Origin of the sequence: Streptomyces sp. T028 (assembly GCF_048159505.1) — a bacterium.
Lineage (GTDB): Bacteria > Actinomycetota > Actinomycetes > Streptomycetales > Streptomycetaceae > Streptomyces.
Map to the genome: position 1 here is coordinate 68,000 of NZ_JBLRVZ010000032.1, position 18,097 is coordinate 86,096.

General features: G+C 72.1%; 12 protein-coding genes and 1 pseudogene. 9 read left to right on the top strand and 4 right to left on the bottom strand.

Annotated features, from left to right (window positions below; genetic code table 11):
- The first annotated feature begins 79 nt into the window (after window positions 1-79).
- The 4 genes and pseudogenes from ACLZN2_RS30125 to ACLZN2_RS30140 all read left to right on the top strand — a co-directional run bounded on the left by ACLZN2_RS30125 (window position 80) and on the right by ACLZN2_RS30140 (window position 5,868).
- The gene (locus tag ACLZN2_RS30125) at window positions 80-1,636 is read left to right on the top strand and encodes a hypothetical protein (protein WP_416982508.1); all 1,557 of its coding nucleotides are present in this window, start codon (window positions 80-82) and stop codon (window positions 1,634-1,636) included.
- Window positions 1,637-1,741: 105 nt separating this feature from the next.
- Complete coding sequence (locus tag ACLZN2_RS30130) at window positions 1,742-2,317, top strand: hypothetical protein (protein WP_416982509.1); 576 nt, start codon at window positions 1,742-1,744, stop codon at window positions 2,315-2,317.
- 71 nt (window positions 2,318-2,388) lie between these two features.
- Window positions 2,389-3,438 (top strand): annotated as a pseudogene (locus tag ACLZN2_RS30135) (LacI family DNA-binding transcriptional regulator); the annotation flags it as partial.
- A 54-nt stretch (window positions 3,439-3,492) separates the two neighbouring features.
- Window positions 3,493-5,868 (top strand): cellulosome protein, encoded by a 2,376-nt coding sequence (locus ACLZN2_RS30140; RefSeq protein WP_416982625.1) that lies wholly within the window; start codon window positions 3,493-3,495, stop codon window positions 5,866-5,868.
- Window positions 5,869-5,895: 27 nt separating this feature from the next.
- Here the strand turns inward: ACLZN2_RS30140 and ACLZN2_RS30145 are convergent, their stop codons facing one another.
- Together ACLZN2_RS30145 and ACLZN2_RS30150 are read right to left on the bottom strand one after the other, a co-directional pair.
- Window positions 5,896-6,939, bottom strand: a complete 1,044-nt coding sequence (locus ACLZN2_RS30145; RefSeq protein WP_416982510.1) for a threonine aldolase family protein — start codon at window positions 6,937-6,939, stop codon at window positions 5,896-5,898.
- Between the two features lie 8 nt (window positions 6,940-6,947).
- Window positions 6,948-7,607, bottom strand: coding sequence for a TetR/AcrR family transcriptional regulator (locus tag ACLZN2_RS30150; protein WP_416982511.1), 660 nt, complete (start codon window positions 7,605-7,607; stop codon window positions 6,948-6,950).
- A 188-nt stretch (window positions 7,608-7,795) separates the two neighbouring features.
- Here ACLZN2_RS30150 and dacB point away from each other — a divergent pair, with 188 nt between their 5' ends.
- The 3 genes from dacB (at window position 7,796) to ACLZN2_RS30165 (ending at window position 12,532) form a co-directional block, all read left to right on the top strand.
- Window positions 7,796-9,157, top strand: coding sequence for a D-alanyl-D-alanine carboxypeptidase/D-alanyl-D-alanine-endopeptidase (gene dacB, locus ACLZN2_RS30155; RefSeq protein ID WP_416982513.1), 1,362 nt, complete (start codon window positions 7,796-7,798; stop codon window positions 9,155-9,157).
- 150 nt (window positions 9,158-9,307) lie between these two features.
- Window positions 9,308-11,017: a SulP family inorganic anion transporter gene (locus ACLZN2_RS30160; protein ID WP_416982514.1), complete on the top strand. Its 1,710-nt coding sequence runs from the start codon at window positions 9,308-9,310 to the stop codon at window positions 11,015-11,017.
- Window positions 11,018-11,212: 195 nt separating this feature from the next.
- Window positions 11,213-12,532 carry a PP2C family protein-serine/threonine phosphatase gene (locus tag ACLZN2_RS30165; RefSeq protein ID WP_416982515.1) on the top strand — a complete coding sequence of 440 codons (1,320 nt, stop codon included), beginning with the start codon at window positions 11,213-11,215 and terminating at the stop codon, window positions 12,530-12,532.
- Window positions 12,533-12,796: 264 nt separating this feature from the next.
- On the opposite strand, the gene ACLZN2_RS30170 is transcribed toward ACLZN2_RS30165, so the two are convergent.
- Window positions 12,797-13,780, bottom strand: a complete 984-nt coding sequence (locus ACLZN2_RS30170; RefSeq protein ID WP_416982517.1) for a peptidoglycan-binding protein — start codon at window positions 13,778-13,780, stop codon at window positions 12,797-12,799.
- Between the two features lie 248 nt (window positions 13,781-14,028).
- On the opposite strand from ACLZN2_RS30170, the gene ACLZN2_RS30175 reads away from it, so the two are divergent.
- Both ACLZN2_RS30175 and glpK read left to right on the top strand, forming a co-directional pair.
- On the top strand, window positions 14,029-14,874 hold the full coding sequence (locus ACLZN2_RS30175) for an MIP/aquaporin family protein (protein WP_416982518.1): 846 nt from the start codon (window positions 14,029-14,031) through the stop codon (window positions 14,872-14,874).
- Between the two features lie 12 nt (window positions 14,875-14,886).
- Complete coding sequence (gene glpK / locus ACLZN2_RS30180; RefSeq protein WP_416982519.1) at window positions 14,887-16,404, top strand: glycerol kinase GlpK; 1,518 nt, start codon at window positions 14,887-14,889, stop codon at window positions 16,402-16,404.
- Window positions 16,405-16,465: 61 nt separating this feature from the next.
- On the opposite strand, the gene ACLZN2_RS30185 is transcribed toward glpK, so the two are convergent.
- A complete protein-coding gene (locus ACLZN2_RS30185; protein ID WP_416982520.1) occupies window positions 16,466-18,031 on the bottom strand; it encodes a multicopper oxidase family protein in 1,566 nt (521 codons plus the stop codon).
- Window positions 18,032-18,097 lie beyond the last annotated feature (66 nt).

The window sequence follows — 18,097 nt, forward strand, 5'->3', positions numbered from 1 at the left end:
CGCCCTGTCGGTGCCTCTTCCTCCCCCGATAGACTGACAAATCAGAGCCACGCGGGCGCAGTCGACGGGGGAGGCCGCCATGTCCGGGGACCAGTACGGCAGATATGACCAGGGCTTCGTCATGCCGCCGATGCCGGTGGCGCCGCCGCCCGCGCCTGCGGACGGGGTGCGGGCGGTCGCCGTGGCGGTGCTCAATCTCAGTGGCCTCGGGCTCGGTTACGCGCTGGTGCGGCGCTGGGTGCTGATGCTGATGTGCCTGGCCGCGACCGCCGTGCTGCTGTTCGTGGCGCTGCCGGCCGACCCGGACGGGGTGCCGGTGTTCGCGCTGGTGCTGTACGCCCTGTTCCTGGTCGCCGTGGCCGCGCACGGGGCCGTCGTGGGGCTGCGGACACGGCTGGCGTGGCCGCCGTCCGCGCCGCTGGCGCTCGCGCTGGGGCTGGTGCTGCTCGTCGCGCCGGCCGGGGGTGTCGTGGCGTACGACAGCGCGCGGGACGAGGCGACGCAGCAGATGCTCCTCGACCGGCTCGACAAGGCCGACCAACTGGTGGAGGCGGCCGGCGAGCGGGCGTTCTCCTCGGCGCAGTCCGACTACCGCGAGGCACTGGAGGCCTACGAGAACCTGAGCGCCGACCACCCGGACTCACGGGCGGCCGCGAAGGTGCCGGCCCGGATGAAGACGTACTACGCCACCGTCGGAGCCGTCTACGAGAAGGGCGACTACTGCGAGGCGATCGCCCCGCTCGACTATCTGCGGACGGTTCCGAAGAAGATGCCGGAGACCGACCTCAGCGATCTGAAGACCTGGCCCGACGACCGGCTGGCCACCTCGCTCTACGAGTGCGCCTCGGACGGTCTCACGAGCGGGCAGTCGACCTGGGCCGCGCAGTTCGGTGAGCTGCTCACCACGTTCCCCGACTCGGCGCAGGCCGCGAAGGTCGAGCCGGCCGTGGGCTCGGCCGTCTCCGCCACGGTCAAGGGGCTGAGCGGCAGCGACCCGTGCACGGCGGTCGAGCAGCTCAAGACCCTCAGCGGCCAGATCGAGAACATCACGGCCGAGGACGCGAGCGTCTCCGACGCGCTGACCCAGGACGCCGGGCGGGCTTCGAACAGCGCCAGGTCGGGCGCGTACAACTGCGGTGTGGCCCAGTACAAGGACGGCGACTTCGACGAGGCGCAGACGACCATGGAGGAGTACGTCTCCGCGAACAAGAGCGCCAAGAACGCCGCCCGGGCGAAGAAGATCGCGATCGCGGCGGAGATCGCCCAGACGGTTCCGGCCGCCGGCAAGAAGCTGCCCACGACCCGCTCCGGCGGCAGCATCTCGGTGACCGTGCAGAACGACAGCCCCGACGACATCACCGTCATGTACACGGGCCCGGTGACCGGCAGCTTCAAGCTCAAGGGCTGCGGCAGCTGCAGGACGTACTCCTTCACCGAGACGCTCTCGATCGGCTTCAAGCCCTGCAACGCCAACAGGAACTATCCGGAGCGCACCATCAGCCTGCCCGTCGGCACCACGTACTTCCTGCACAAGCCGAACGGCGACAGCCTCGCCACGCCGGCCTCGGACACGGCCAAGCTGCAGTCCGGGTACATCTACACGGAGTGCGCCTACACCACCACGAGCCTGTCGTAGGGCAGAAAGCAGAATTCCCCCACTTTCGGGTAAAGCGGGTGCAACCTTCGGGCCAAACTGAATGTCTCCCCTAATACCAGACACTCACACTCTTGGGGGAACAAGATGGTACGAAGCAAGACCGTCTGGGCGACCGCAGTCCTGCTGACCGCGACGCTGGGCGCGGCCGCGGTTCCCGCCGTGGCCGCACCGGCCGCCGCTCCTCGGGCGGCGGCCGCCTGCCCGACCGGCTGGGGCAGCCTCGACAAGACGAGCTGGGCCGGCACGGCGGGCGAGTACGTCACCAACGTCAGGACCGGCCGCCACGACTGCTACGACCGGTTCGTCGTCGACGTCCCGGACGCCTCCGCCGACCAGCTCGGCTACTTCGTGCACTATGTCGACGAGCTCATCCAGGACGGGTCGGGCAAGCCCATCCCGGTGGGCGGCGGCGCCATCCTGGAGGTCATCGTGCGGGCGCCCGCCTACGACCCGGAGACCGGCACGTCCACCTACCCCGCCGTGGCCGGACAGCCCCTGCCGGGCGTGGACCTCACCGGTTACAGCACCTTCCGGGACACCCGGTTCGCCGGCAGCTTCGAGGGCCAGACCCAGTTCGGCCTCGGGGTGCGGGCCCGGCTGCCCTTCCGGGTGCTCCAGCTCGACGGCCGTCTCGTGGTGGACGTCGCCCACACCTGGTAGGCCGACCGCGCCCCCGCCCTTCCCATGACCCTTCCCTTGACGCCCCCGGTGTGACCGGTAACAATCCCGTCATGCATGTGACCGGTCACACCAGGCGTCCCGCGAGCATCCGGGATGTCGCCACCGCCGCCGGAGTCTCGTACCAGACCGTCTCCCGGGTGATCAACGGTCATCCACGGGTCAGCCCGGCCACCCGGGAGCGGGTGCTGGCCGCCGTCGACGCGCTCGGCTTCCGGCGCAACCCCACCGCGTTCGCGCTGGCCAGCGGACGCCGCAGGGCGGTCACCGTGCTCACCGCGAACACCACCCACTACGGGTACGCCTCCGTGCTGCGGGGTGTCGAGGAGGCCGCACGCGCCGCCTCCTACTCGGTCGGGATCGGTGTCCTGGAGTCGGCCGGGGAAGCCGCTGTCGCCGCAGAGGTGCAGCGGGCGGCGGACAACGGCGGCGGGCTCATCGTGATCGCCTACGATCCGGCCGGGGTGCGGGCGCTGGACTGCGTCCCGCCCGGTCTGCCGGTCGTCGGTGTGGTCGAGACGCCCACGAGTGAGCCGCGTGACGGCCGCCCCTGGGTGTGGACGGACGACCACCGGGCGGCCTACGAGGCGACCCGGCATCTGCTCTCCCTCGGCCATGAGACCGTGCACTACGTCGCGCTCCCCTCCGGCACCCGCCGCACCGGTCCCCGCACCAGCGGCTGGCGGCAGGCGCTCCGGGACGCGGGCGCGCCGAGGCCCCGTCCCCTGCAAGGGGGCTGGGGACCGCAGGGCGGTCATGCGGCGGGGCTGAGGCTGGCCCGCGACCCGGCCGTCACCGCGGTCCTGTGCGGCAACGACGACCTCGCGCTCGGGGTGATGCGCGCCCTGCACGAGTGCGGCCGGGCGGTCCCCGGCGAGATCAGCGTGGCCGGGTTCGACGACGCCCCGCACGCGGCGTTCCTGACCCCGCGGCTGACCACCGTACGGCTGGACTTCGCCGGTCTGGGGCGGGCGGCGTTCGCGCTGTTGCACTCGGCGCTGGAGGAGTCGGCACCGCGGCCGCAGGAGCCGGCGCCGCCGCACTCGTACCCCGTCGCCGAGCCGGAGCTGCTGGTGCGGGAGAGCTCGGGACCGCCGCCCGCGCCCCTCACGGTCCCGCACCGTCTGACCGTCGACCTCGCCGACTCCGAGGGCCCGGTGCTGCACGGCGCCAACGGGGCGCTGTACGGGCTCAGCGACGACGGGGTCCCCGGCGACGCCGTGCTCGCGCCCCTGAAGATCACCGGCATCTCCCAGAAACCGGAGGGCGGCGCCCAGCACCCCAACGGGGACGCGCTCACCGTCGCCCGGTCCTTCTTCCGCAACGGCGGCGACATCAACGTGCTGCTGCAGGACGTCTACGCCCAGTGGCCGTACGAGGACCTGGGCATCGACGATCATCTGGCCCGGGTGGGCACGATCGTCGAGGAGATCTCCGCCCGGCCGGACCGCGACCGGTTCGTCTACGTCCCCTTCAACGAGCCCGACCAGATCTGGTACCACCTGGACGCCGCCGACCCGGCGGAGTACGAGGCCAACCGGGACCGGTTCCTGCGGGACTGGAGGACGGTGTACCGGCGCATCCGGGCGATCCACCCGGACGCTCGGATCGCCGGGCCCAACGAAGCCGCCTACCACGCCCGCCTGTTGAGCGACTTCCTCGCCTTCGCCCGGCGCGAGGACGTCCTGCCGCAGGTGATGACCTGGCACGAGCTGGACTCCTCCTCGCTGCGGGACTTCCAGGCCCACTACGACGAATACCGTTCGATCGAGCGGGAGTCGGGCCTCCCGCCGCTGACGGTGAACATCGACGAGTACGCCAACCGCCGTGACCTGTCCGTGCCGGGCCAGCTCGTGCAGTGGGTCGCGATGTTCGAGCGGAACAAGGTGTACGCCCACCAGGCCTACTGGGACGCCGCCGGTAATCTCAGCGGCAATGTGGTGCGCGTGAACATCCCCAACGGCGGCTGGTGGTTCTTCCGTTGGTACGCGGGCCTGACCGGCGACACGGTCCGCGTCACACCGCCCGAGCCGCACACCGTCGACACCCTCCAGGGTCTCGCCTCCCTCGACACCGGGCGCCGCCAGGCCCAGGTGCTGCTCGGCGGTTCGACGGGGGACGCCGACGTCGTCGTACAGAACGTCTCCCCCGCCCTGTTCGGCCGTACGGTCGTCGCGACCGTCGCCGAGGCCGCCTGGTCCGGGTACGAAGGGCCGCACGCGGCACCGCGTGTACTCGCGCGGACGAAGGTGCGGGTGGCCGGGGACGGCTCGGTGACCGTGCCGCTGCGCGGCCTGCGCCGGATGTCCGCCTACCGGATCGTCCTCACCCCGGCCGGCCGGGGCACCCCGGACCCCGCCCGCGTCCCCTGGTCGGCGTCGTACGAGGCCCAGGACGCGGCCGTCACCGGCGGGAGGATCCGCACCCACGGCACGGTGGGCGACGCCAACGGCTACGCGGCCTCCGGTTCGCGGAACGTCGAGTCGCTCGACTCCCCCACCAGCAAGGTGGACTTCACGGTGACGGTGCCCGCCGACGGCATCTACGACCTGGCGATCCTCTACGGCAACCAGTCCGGCGGCCCCGCCACCCAACGGCTGTCGGTCGACGGCGGCGACCCGGTCGTCGTCACCTACCCGTCCACCCAGAACTGGGCCCACGGCGGCAGGAAGGACGTCCGTGTGGAACTGCGGGCCGGCACGCGTGTCCTCACGCTCGCCAAGGGCGAGGCCGAGGTCGCCCTCGACCGCGTCGATCTGACCGCCCGCACCGGTGCCCCGTCCGCCGTGTACGAGGCGACGCTGGCGGACGTCGGCGGCGAGCCGTCGTACGACTACTCCTCGTCGGCCGGGGCCGGCACGGGTGCGCTCGTGCTGGGCGGCGGCGACCGGGCGGTCTTCGACGTGTACGCCCCGCGCGACGGCTACTTCACGCTCGTGACGCGGGCCTCGGCGGAGGTGGAACTCGCCCTGCACGGGGAGACGGTGACCGCCGCGCCCGGCACACCGCTGCGGTTGTTCCTCGCGGCGGGCAACAACCGGGTCACCGCCACGGCCGGGCGGGCCGAGCTGCGCTCCCTGGAGGTCTCCGGCGACGGCTCGGACACCGGGGTCCTGGCCTTCGGGGCCGCCACCGCCGTGCTCTCGGGCAGGGCCCGGCTGGTCACGTGCGCCCATGCCCCCGGCGGGCACCGCGTCACCGGGCTCGGCGGTGCCCCCGCCGGTACGGCCCGGTTCACCGTGGACGCGCCGAGGCCGGGCCGCCATCTGCTGGTCGTCCACTACGCGCACGACGACCGGCGCGACAACGGCCACGCCTACAACACGGACATCGTCTCGCGCACTGCGGACATCACGGTGGGCGGCGGCGCCCCGCTGCGGGCGACCTTCAAGAACACCTGGAGCCCTGACGACTTCTGGACGCTGGCCGTCCCCGTCGACCTGGCGGAGGGCACCAACACGGTGACATTCGGGAACGCGAACGGCCCGGCCCCGGACATCGCACGGATCGACCTCGGCCGGATCGTCGGCTGAGGCCGGCCCCGACCGGTGTCCTCCCGCTCAGCCCGCGTATCTGCCGACCGCTTCCAGCAGACCGTCCACATCCGCCGCCGTCGTCGCGAAGGAGGTGACGAAGCGGGCCACGCCCGGCTCCCAGCGGTCGTGGTAGAAGACATAGCCCTCGGCCAGGAGACCCTCGGTAACCTGCTGGGGCAGCCGGCAGAAGACCACGTTCGCGTCGGCGGCGCCGAGCAGGCCGACCTCGGGCAGCGCCTTCAGGCCGTCCTGGAGGCGGGCCGCCATGGCGCCTGCGTGAGCCGCGTTGCGCAGCCACAGGCCGTCGGTGAGGTAGGCGTCCAACTGGGCGGCGTGGAACCGCATCTTGGCGGCGAGCTGACCGGCCCGCTTGGCGCGGAAGGAGAGTTCGGGCGTGAGGGAGCGGTCGAAGACGACGATCGCGTCGGCGGTCATCGTGCCGTTCTTGGTCGCGCCGAACGACAGCAGGTCCACGCCTGCCCGCCAGGTCAGCTCGGCGGGGGTGCGCCCGAGCGCGGCGACGGCTCCGGCGAACCGGGCCCCGTCCATGTGCAGCCGCAGCCCCGCCTCCTTGGTGAGGGAGCCCAGGGTCTCGATCTGGTCGAGGGTGTACACGGCGCCGGTCTCGGTCGCCTGGGTCAGGCTCACCACCGAGGGCTCCACGCTGTGCACGTCCCCCGCCTTGTGCCGTACGGCCGCCCGCAGTTCGTCGGGGTCGATCTTCGCGTCCTCTCCGCCGAGCGGGACCAGCTTCGCACCCGCCGTGTAGAACTCGGGCGCCCCGCACTCGTCGTTGTTGATGTGGCTGTCCCGGTGGCAGAGCACGCTGCCCCAGGGCGGGGTCAGGGCGGCGAGGGAGAGGGCGTTGGCGGCGGAGCCGGTGGAGACGATCAGCACGTCCACGTCACGTTCGAATATCTCGCACAGCCGGCGCCGGACGTCGGCGGTGACGTCGTCCGCGCCGTACGGCCTGGCCTGCCCGGCGGCGGCCCGGGTCACGGCCTCGACGATCTCCGGGGAGGCGCCGGCGGTGTTGTCGCTGCTGAAAATGCGTGCGGGGGTGGTCATGGAAGTCCTCAGGGGGTGTCGGCGGCGGCCGGGTTCGGGTCGGCGGCCCGGATCAGCTGGCGCAGTGCGCCGTAGTAGACGTCGTGCCCGGTCACGGCCGGCACGATCGCGGTCAGCTGGCCCGTCAGCGCCGGGAACTCCTCGGGGTCGAGGGCGGCCAGCGCGGTGCGGGTGAGCGCGCGGGCGGAGCCGGGGTCGCGGTGGTCCACGAAGCTCGCGCTGCCGAGGGTCAGCAGATACATCCGGCGGTACGCGACGATCGCCTCCTCGGCGGTCATCCCGGCGGCGAGGCTGTCGGCGAGCTGCGGCTCCACCAGCCGGGCCAGCAGGTTCACCCCGAGCCAGGGGCGGGCTCCGCGCAGCACGAGCAGGCCCGGGTGGGCCACCAGCAGCCGGTACAGCGCGGTGAACCGGGCCTCGGTGGCCGTGGCCCAGTCGTCGCCCGGCGCGGGTTCGGGCAGGTGGGCGGCGAGGTGGTCGAGGCACAGGTCGAGCAGCCCGGCCAGGTCGGTGCAGCGGCGCTGCAGGGAGGCCAGGGAGATGTCGAGCCGCGCGGCGAGGGCACGGAACGTGAGTGCTTCGGGGCCGTCCTCGTCGATCAGTCGGAGGGCGGTCCGGGCGATCCGGTCCGGTGTCGCGCGGTCCAGGGCGGGGGTGCGACGGGGCATGCGGGTCATCGTACGGTACAGCGTATCGATCGGGAAGGGCATCCGCCCGCACCCCCGGCGGGTGACCACCGGGGCAGGTGCGGGCACCCCCTCGGGCAGCCCCGACCCGGCCGCACGGCGGGACGATCAATTCCGGTATGGTGCGCCGGAGTTCGCTGACAGGGCCCCCACAGAAAGCCTGGACCCCCATGAGTGTCATGACCACGGAGACCTCCGCCGCCTCTTTCGAGCCCGGCGGCCGGCGCCGGCACCGCAAGCCCCGGCAGAACGGCACCGGGATGCGGCGGGCCCTGGTGCTCGCCATGGCCGTGCCCGTCGCCTCGGTGGCGCTGTCGGGCCCCTCGGCCTTCGCGGCCGGCAAGGGCATCGGCGCCACGGCGAAGACCACGACCCTCGACGCCGACGACCAGCAGATGGTCACGAACCTGGAGACCCGCGTCCTCGACACGCGCCTGGGCTCCAACGTCAGCGGGGTGGTCCTGGACGCCGAGTCGGACGCCACCCTGTGGGACCACAACGCCGCCACCGCGCTGATGCCCGCGTCCAACACCAAGCTCGCCACCGCGACCGGCGCCCTCACGGTCCTCGGCCCGAACCACCGCTTCACCACGAAGGTCGTCTACGGCGACGGCACGCTGACCCTCGTCGGCGGCGGCGACCGGACCCTGACCAGCGCCGACCTCGCCGAGCTGGCGACTACGGCGGTGGCCGGACTCAAGGCCGCGGGCCTGACCTCCGTGAAGGTCGCCGTGGACGACAGCCTCTTTCCCGAGCCGAGCCTGGCCAACGGCTGGAACACCGGCTACTACCCCGACTCGGTCGCCCCGGTGCGCGCGCTGGTCGTCGACGGGGCCGGCGTGGACGACACCTCGCTGGACGCCGGGCAGGTCTTCGCCCAGCAGCTCGCCGCGAACGGCGTCACCGTCGACGGGGACGTCACCCGCGCCACCGCGAGCAAGCACGACGTGCCGGTGGCCCGGCACAAGTCGGCGCCGCTGTCGGACATCGTCCACACGATGATCAAGAAGAGCGACAACAACATCGCCGAAACGCTCCTGCGGATGACCGCCCTCGGCGCGGGCCGGTCGGCCACCTTCGAGGACGGCACGGAGGTCGTGCGCCAGGTGCTGAGCAAGCGCTACGGCGTGTCCCTCGCCAACTTCGAGATGTACGACGGCAGCGGCCTCTCCCGCGCCAACCGCATCCCGGCGGCCACCCTCGCCGAGATCCTCGAACTGCTGACGCAGGACCGTTACGCGCACACCCTGGGCTCCATCCTGGACGGTCTGCCCGTCTCCGGCGAGGCCGGCAGCACCCTCGGCCCGGAGTGGGGCCGCTTCGACGACGTGAACTCCTCGTGCGCCGTCGGCAAGGTGCACGCCAAGACCGGCACCCTCACCGGGGCCATCGCGCTGAGCGGGCTCACCCAGGGCAAGGACGGCAAGTGGAAGGTGTTCTCCTTCATCGAGAACGGCTCCACCGCCAACGCGAGCGACATCAAGGACGCCATGGACGGCCTCGCCGCGACGGTGAACGGCTGCTGGGCCTGAACCACGCGTAGCCGGATCCACACGTAGCCGGATCCGGGCGTGACCCGGGCGGCACACGGCCCCGCCGGGACCCGCCCCGGCCACGACACCCTGCGATGCTGTCGCGAGCACCCCGCCCGGGGGCTCAAGGCGTCGACACAAGGGAGATCCATGTCGCAGGCCCCGCCGAGGTTCCGCCCGCTGCCCGGGCTCACGGTACTGGCCGGCTACCGCCGTACGTGGCTGCGCGGCGACCTGCTCGCCGGGCTGACCGTCGCGGCGTACCTGGTGCCGCAGGTGATGGCGTACGCGGGTGTGGCCGGACTGCCGCCGGTGGCCGGGCTGTGGGCGATCCTGCCCGCGCTCGGCCTGTACGCGCTGTTCGGCTCCTCCCGACTGCTGTCGGTGGGGCCGGAGTCGACGACCGCGCTGATGACGGCCACGGTGGTGGCGCCGCTCGCGGCAGGTGATCCGGGGCGCTACGCCGTGCTGGCCGCCGCACTGGCCGTCACGGTGGGGCTGCTGTGTCTGGCGGCGTGGGCGCTGCGGCTGGGCTTCGTCGCGGACCTGCTGTCCCGGCCGGTCCTGATCGGGTATCTGGCGGGCGTGGCGCTGATCATGATCGTGGACCAACTGCCCAAGCTGACCGGGGTGGAGACCACGGGGACGGAGTTCTTCCCCCAGGTGTGGTCGTTCATCCGGAACCTGCCGGACCTCCATCTCGCCACGCTGTCGTTCTCGGTCGCGATCCTCGTCCTGCTGTTCGTGGTGGCCCGATGGTTCCCCCGGGTCCCGGGCCCGCTGCTGGCGGTGGTCCTCGCCACCTCCGCGGTCGCCCTGTTCGACCTGGACGAGCGCTACGGCCTGAAGGTGATCGGCGAGATCCCCACGGGCCTGCCGAGCCTGTCCGTTCCGGACCTGTCGGACCTGCCGCAGCTCGTCCTGCCCGCGGTGGGCGTGCTCCTGGTGGCCTACACCGACTTCGTGCTGACCGCCCGCGCGTTCGCCGACCCCGACGCCGAGGGCCCGGCGCTCGACGCCGACCAGGAGTTCCTGGCGCTGGGCACGGCCAACCTGGGTGCGGGGGTGCTGCACGGCTTCCCGGTCAGCAGCAGCGCGAGCCGCACCGCGCTCGCCTCCTCGGCGGGCGGCCGCAGCCAGGCGTACTCCCTGGTCGCGGGGGCGGTCGTGCTCGCGGTGCTGCTCTTCCTGGGGCCGCTGCTGACGGACACCCCGTCGGCGGTCCTCGGCGCGCTCGTCGTCTACGCGGCGGTCCGGATGATCGACCTGGCGGGCTTCCGCCGGCTGGCCTCCTTCCGCCGCCGTGAACTGCTGCTCGCCGTCGGCTGCCTGGCCGGTGTGCTGGCCCTGGACATCCTCTACGGCGTGCTGGTCGCCGTGGGTCTTTCGGTGGCGGAGCTGCTGACCCGGGTGGCCCGTCCGCACGACGCGGTGCAGGGCCTGGTGCCCGGACTGGCCGGGATGCACGACGTCGACGACTACCCGCAGGCCACCACGATCCCGGGACTGCTGGTGTACCGGTACGACTCCCCGCTGTTCTTCGCCAACGCGGAGGACTTCCGGCGCCGGGCGCTGGCCGCGGTCGACGAACAGGAGGACCCGGTGCGGTGGTTCGTGCTGAACGCCGAGGCCAATGTGGAGGTCGACATCACCGCGCTCGACGCCGTCGACGAGCTGCGCCGCGAACTCGCCCGGCGGGACGTGGTGTTCGCGCTGGCGCGGGTCAAGCAGGACCTGCGCAACGACCTGGACGCGTACAGACTGACGGAGTCCGTCGGCGAGGAGCTGATCTTCCCGACGCTGCCCACCGCGGTGGCCGCCTACAAGGAGTGGCAGGCCGGCCGCGCCGATTCGTCCTGACCGATCTCACCCGAAGGGCGACAACTTCCCTCGGGCCCTCGCAACTTGACGCTTCATCATATAGTGGCCGACTACGCGTGGTGATCCGTTGTCCCCGCCGCGCGGCCGTCACACCGGAAAGGCACGACCCTGCTGAACGACCCGCACAGCAGCGGCTCCGACTCACCCGACCCCCTGTCCTCGCCCCGGCGGTCGATGTTCTCCCCCGCGGCCGACGTCATCGGCTCGGAACTCGATCTGCGGCTGACCGGCAGCCATGTCGTGCACGCGCTGACGCCCGGATTCTGCGAAGCGGCCTCGCTGTTCGTCCTGGAGCGCTGGCGCCGCGAGGAGGACACGCACCCCGCCGCGCCCCCGGCCTCGGACGCGCCGCGCGTGGAGGCGCGCCGGCTGGCGCTGCGGGTGGGGCCCGGGAGCGCCGAGGACTGGGAGGAGGCGCTGCCGGTCGGGGAGATGGTGTCCTTCCCGCGCGACACTCCGTACGCGCAGGCCCTCTTGGCCGGGCACGCCCAGGTGCTGGAGAGGGTGGACCCGTACATGGCCGAGCGGCTCATGGCCGCCGGGGACGGCGATGCGCGCCGGGGCGACCTGCGGCGCGTGGGCTCCTTCCTCGTCGTCCCGCTGCGGCTGCGGGGCGTCCCGATCGGCTTCATGACATGCACCCGCAGGGAGGGGCGGACGCCGTTCCGGCCCGCCGACGTGGCCGCCGTGGAGGCGCTGGCCGCCCGGGCCTGTGTGGCCCTGGACAACGCGCGCCGTTACGAGCGCGAGCGGCGCACCGCCCTGGCCATCCGGGACAGCCTGCCGCCGGGTCCGGCGCAGAAGCTCGAAGGGTGCCGGATAGCGCACGGCTGTCTGCCCGCCGGGAAGGGCAGTGTGGTCGGCGGCGACTGGTACGACGTGCTGCGGCGGCCGGGCGACCGGGTCGGGCTGATCGTCGGGGACGCCATGGGGCACGGCCCGGAGTCGGCCGTCGCGATGATCCAGCTGCGCACGGCCCTGCGGACGCTGGCGGGCCTCGACATCCCGGCGGCCGAGCTCATACGACGGCTCGACGCGCTCGCCAGCGAGACGCCCGGGGCCTCGTTCGCGACCTGTGTGTACGCCGAGTGGGACGCGCGGGAGCGCACCTGCTCGCTGGTGGGGGCGGGTCATCCCCCGCCGCTGCTGCGCGGCCCGGACGGGCGCACCGCCCCGGTGGCCCTGACCGGTGCGGGCCTGCCGCTCGGCCTCGGCGCGGGCAGCTACGAGCCGACGGTGCTGACCCTGCCGGAACCGGCGCTGCTCGCGCTGTACAGCGACGGTCTGGTCGAGTCCCGGGAGGCCGACATAGACCAGGAGATAGGCCGGCTGGCGCGCGCTCTGGACGAGGCCGTCGCCGAGCAGCCCGCCGACACCGGCGACCCGGCCGCGCTGCCCGCCCTGTGCGAACGGCTCCTGCACCGCCCGTCGGGCACGCCCGGTGCCGACGACCGCACCCTGCTGCTGGCCGAACTGACCCCGGCCGCGGGCTGATCCGACCGGGGATACGACACAGGCTCTCAGCGCCGCAGGTTCGCCCGGACCTGTCGCGGCCACCACGGCGTCCCGCTCGGCCCGCGTGAACCGGCCCTCGGCCGGCCAGCCGTCGGCGAGCGCCCGCACCGCGTCCACGAACCGGGCCTGCGACGCGAAGGGCGCCCCCGCCCAGAGGACCTGGAACGCCGACGGCACACCGAACTTCGGCAACCCGGTGGGCCCGGTGTCTCCCTGCCGTCGCCCTCGGGCGAGTGGACCGGCTCAGGGCTCCGAGGTCTCGGACTCCAGGGCGGCCCTGGTCGCCGTCCCGTAGACGCCCGACTCGTCCGCGAGGACGAGCCGGGCGAGCTGGTAGCGGCGGACGGCGCTCTCGACCTCGCCGCCGTACTCGCCGTCGGCGTCACCGTCGTAGAAACCGGCCTGTTTCAGGCGGAGTTGGAGTTCGGTGACCTCCGGTCCGCTGTCACCGGGGCGGAGCACCGGCGCCTGTCCGCCGGACGGGCTGGGCGCGGGGGCCGCGGTGGAGGTGGCGTCGGAGCCGGTCGGGGACACGGTCGGCTCGGCGGATCCGCTGGGGGTGCCGGCGCTCTCGGAGGGGCTGTCGCTCGGCGACGGGCTCGGACTCGCGGAGGTCTGGGTGGGGGACGCCGTGGCGGACGGGCCGGCGGTCGCCGTGCGGGTCCCGGTGGCTCCGGCGGGCACGCTCGCCCGTACGTCGTCGGGTCCCGCGTCGTCCCGGGAGGGGCTCTGGTAGGTGAACAGGGCGGCGATCGTGCCACCGGTCACCAGCACCGCCACGGCCGCTCCCACGCCGGCGAGCAGGACGAGTCGGCGGGGCCGGCGACGGCCACCGGTCGCTTCGGCCTCTCCGGCTTCTCCGGCATGTCCGGCCTCTTCGGCTCTCTCCGGCGCTTCCGGGGTGCCATCGGGACCCTGTCCCGAGATCGGCTCGGATTCGCCGTCGCGGTCCTGTTCGGAGGCCGGACCGGATAACTCGCCGGAGGCCGGACCGGATAAGTCCCCGGAGGCCGGATCGGAGAAGTCGCCGGTGGTCTCGGCGGCGACCGCCGGTTCCGCGAAGGGGCGTATGCGCAGGGGGTCGAAGTCCTCCGCGGCCGCCGCCTCCGCCGCGCGGGTCTCCAGGTGGGCGTCGGCCGCGCGGCGGGCGCAGGAGCAGGCCGGGCTGCCGTCCGCCGCCCTGGGGACACCGCATTCCGGGCAGACCAGACCAGTCGGTTCACTCACGCGCCGTTCCTCTCCCTGCGAACTACGAAATTCAACCAAACTTTCCGCACCGAACCCCCAGCACACCCTGGAATCCGGAATCACAGCGTCCAGAAACAGCCACCGCCGCCACCGCGCCCACTACGCCCACTACGCCCACCGCAGATAAATGTTCTGTATGTGCGGTAAGTGCTTGATCGTCCTATTCTGATCCGGTGAGACTCGGGGCAATCTACGGCCGGTCCTGAGCCGGCGGGAATCGAGCTGCGATGGCTGAGCGGCTGAAAAGATCGGCGCTGGTCGGCGAACTGTCGGCCGAGTTCGCCGGAACCATGGTTCTCATCCTCTTCGGCTGCGGCGTGGTGGCCCAGGTCGTGGCCGGCGGAGGACTCACCACACCCCCGGGCGGGCTGGGCAACCACGACAGCATCGCCTGGGGATGGGGCATCGGCGTCACTCTGGGCGTCTATGTCTCGGCACGCCTGAGCGGTGCGCACATCAACCCCGCGGTGACGCTCGCCCTCGCGGCGTTCAAGGGCTTCCCGTGGAAGAAGGTCGCGCCGTACATGGTGGCCCAGACGGCCGGCGCCTTCGTGGCGGCCCTCATCGTCCGGTGGAACTACACCGAGGCGCTCGGGACGTACGACCCCGGACACACCATCAAGTCGCAGGGCGTGTTCTCCACACTCCCCGCGAACGGCAACACCAACCTGCCGGTCCACGAGTGGGGTGCGTTCCGTGACCAGGTCATCGGCACCGCCATCCTCCTGCTGCTCGTCCTGGCCGTCACGGACCTGCTGAACAACCCGCCCGGCGCGAATCTGGCCCCCTGGATCGTCGGCCTGATCGTGGTGGGCATCGGCATGGCCTGGGGCACCGACGCGGGGTACGCGATCAACCCGGCACGTGACTTCGGTCCGCGGCTGGCCAGCTACATCACGGGCTACAGCACAGCCTGGAGAGATCAGTACGACAACTTGTACTTCTGGGTGCCCATTGTCGGCCCGCTGATCGGCGGCCTGCTCGGCGCGTTCCTGTACAAGTTCTTCGTCGGCCGGTTCCTGCCGACGGCGGAGCCGGAGCCCCCCGGGCGCGTTCCCACCCCCGAGAGTTGAGGCGGCATCCCCATGGCGGACTTCGTGGGCGCGGTGGACCAAGGCACCACCAGTACCCGTTTCATGATCTTCGACCACAACGGCAACGAGGTGGCGAAGCATCAGCTGGAGCACGAACAGATCCTCCCGAAGGCGGGATGGGTCGAGCACGACCCGGTGGAGATCTGGGAGCGCACCAACTCCGTGATCCAGAACGCCCTGCGGCACGGGAACCTCTCCCCCACCGACCTGGCGGCGATCGGCATCACCAACCAGCGCGAGACCACCGTGGTGTGGGACCCGCGCAACGGCCGGCCGTACTACAACGCCGTCGTCTGGCAGGACACCCGCACCGACTCCATCGCCGCGGCCCTGGAACGCGAGGGCAAGGGCGACGTCATCCGCCGCAAGGCGGGGCTGCCGCCGGCGACGTACTTCTCCGGCGGGAAGATCCAGTGGATCCTGGAGAACGTCGACGGGGTGCGTGAGGCGGCCGAGCAGGGCAACGCCCTCTTCGGCAACACCGACTGCTGGGTCCTGTGGAACCTGACCGGCGGCCCCGACGGCGGCATCCACGCCACCGACGTGACCAACGCCAGCCGCACCATGCTGATGGACCTCGAAACCCTCGACTGGGACGACGAGTTGCTGGGGTTCTTCGGCATCCCCCGGGCGATGCTCCCGAAGATCAACCCCTCCTCGCACGCCGAGGCGTACGGGACCACCCGGACCTCCCGGCCGCTGCGCGAGGCCATCCCCATCGCCGGTGTGCTCGGCGACCAGCAGGCGGCCACCGTCGGCCAGGTCTGCTACGCGCCGGGCGAGGCGAAGAACACCTACGGCACCGGCAACTTCCTGGTGCTCAACACCGGTACGGAGCTGGTGCGTTCGCAGAACGGACTGCTGACCACCGTGGCGTACCAGTTCCAGGACAGCCCCGCGATCTACGCCCTGGAGGGCTCGATCGCGGTCACCGGGTCCGCGGTGCAGTGGCTGCGCGACCAGATGAAGATCATCAGCAGTGCGCCCGAGAGCGAGACGCTGGCCCGGAGCGTCGAGGACAACGGCGGTGTGTACTTCGTGCCCGCCTTCTCCGGTCTGTTCGCACCGTACTGGCGTTCCGACGCCCGGGGCGCGATCGTCGGGCTCGCCCGCTACAACACCAACGCGCACCTGGCGCGGGCGGCCCTGGAGGCGATCTGCTACCAGAGCCGCGATGTCGTCGAGGCCATGGAGCAGGACTCCGGGGTCCGTCTCGACGTGCTCAAGGTGGACGGCGGGGTCACGTCGAACGACCTGTGCATGCAGATCCAGGCCGATGTTCTCGGCGTGCCCGTGAGCCGGCCGGTCGTCGCCGAGACCACCGCGCTCGGCGCCGCCTACGCGGCGGGCCTCGCCACCGGTTTCTGGGAGAGCCAGGACGAACTGCGCACCCACTGGCAGGAGTCCAAGCGCTGGGAGCCGCAGTGGTCCGAGGAGAAGCGCGCGGAGGGCTACGACGGCTGGAAGAAGGCGGTGGAGCGCACGCTCGACTGGGTCAAGGTCGAGTAGCCGCCCGCCTGTTGTCCGCACGGCTCCCGGCCACCTCGGCCGGGAGCCGTCTTCCTGCCCGTCAGCGCACGTACTCGACGATCTGCATCATGCCCTCGTCCTCGTGCTGGGACTGGTGGCAGTGCACCATCGCGCGGCCGGTGAAGTCCTCGGCGCGCAACCGGAGGGTGAGCGACCCGTGGGGCGGCAGGCCCACGGTGTCGCGCCAGACGGGGGTGGCCAGCGGGCGGTTGTTGATCGCGGTGACGAGGAAGGCGTTGGTGTGCAGATGGAGGGGGTGGTGGGCGTGGCGGCGGGAGTCGTTGGTGACGGTCCACTCCTCGACCTGGCCGAGGCGGACGCGGTGGTTGACGTAGTCGGGCCGGAAGCGGCCCCATTCCACGTCGCTGCGCCCGGCCTCGCGGTCGGCGTGCGGGGTCTCGCCGTCGCCCAGGATGCGGTAGGCGTTGGTGAAGTCACCCGGGAAGACGTTCTCGTAGCTGCGGAAGATCAGCGAACGCCTGCGGGTGGGCTCCGGCAGGGTGGTGGGCCGGCCCGGGAGCCGGGTGGGCAGTGACATCGTGCGGGGGGTACCGGTGACCTTGAGCGTCATCAGGGGCGGGCGCACTCCGCCCGCGGTCAGCCGGTAGACACCGGGCTCGCCGCCGCGGACCAGCAGGTCGGCCCGGCCGCCCACCGGGAGCTGGAAGGCGGTGACGGCGGCGGGTTTCATGAACGTGATGCCGTCGTAGGCGATCTGGTGCATCTTCTGCCCGCCCAGGGTCAGATAGAGCGTGGTGAGCGCCCCGGCGTTGACGACCCGCCAGCGCTGGACCTCCCCCGGGGCGATGGTGAGGACGGGGCTCACCGCGCCGTTGACCAGGAAGGTCGAGGGGATGCGGTCGTAGACGGATTCCGAGGTCAGGTCGGGGACCTTGCCGTCGGACACCTTCAGTTCGTTGATGCAGACGACGATGTCCTCGGCCGCGGCGACCTCGGGCACCGCGTCGACGTCGCCCTCCACGATGATCACGCCGGTCAGGCCGTTCAGCAGATGCGTGGCGGTGGAGCCGTGGTGGTGCGGGTGGTACCAGAACGTGCCGGCCGGGTGGTTGACCGGGATATCGACGACACTGCGCCAGGTCGTGGTCCGGCGGGAGGTGCCGGCGGGCTCGAAGGAGCGGAAGACGTTGTCCGCCTCGCCCGTGGGGTCGACGTGCATGCCGTGCAGATGCAGGTTGAAGGTGTTGAAGCCGTGCGGGACGTTCATGCCGAGGTCGTGGTGAGACGGTGCGGTGTTCGGCGGGAGCGCGTTGACCTGCGTGATCTGCAGGGAGTCCCCGGGACGTACCCGTAGGGTCGGGCCCGGCAGGGACCCGTCGTAGGTGCGGGTGAGCACGGTGCCGACCCCCGGCACCCGCTGCTCGGTGAACCCGACCGTCAGCCGGGTCTCCAGCCGGCGCGGGCGGGGCCGGACGGTCCGGGTCGCGGGCTGCGGGAAGGTGGCGCCGGTGGTCGCGCGCGCCGTGGCGTGCGGGCTTGCGGCATTGACGTCTGTCGCGTGTGCGTTCGTCGCCCTCCCGGCGATGGCCGCCCCGGCCGCGAGCGGCAGGCCCTTCAGTACTCCACGACGCGGCACAGATGCCATGAATCGCCTCCAGGGCAACAGCGGGCAGACCATCGATGCGGACACAGCACACCCCTGACATTACGG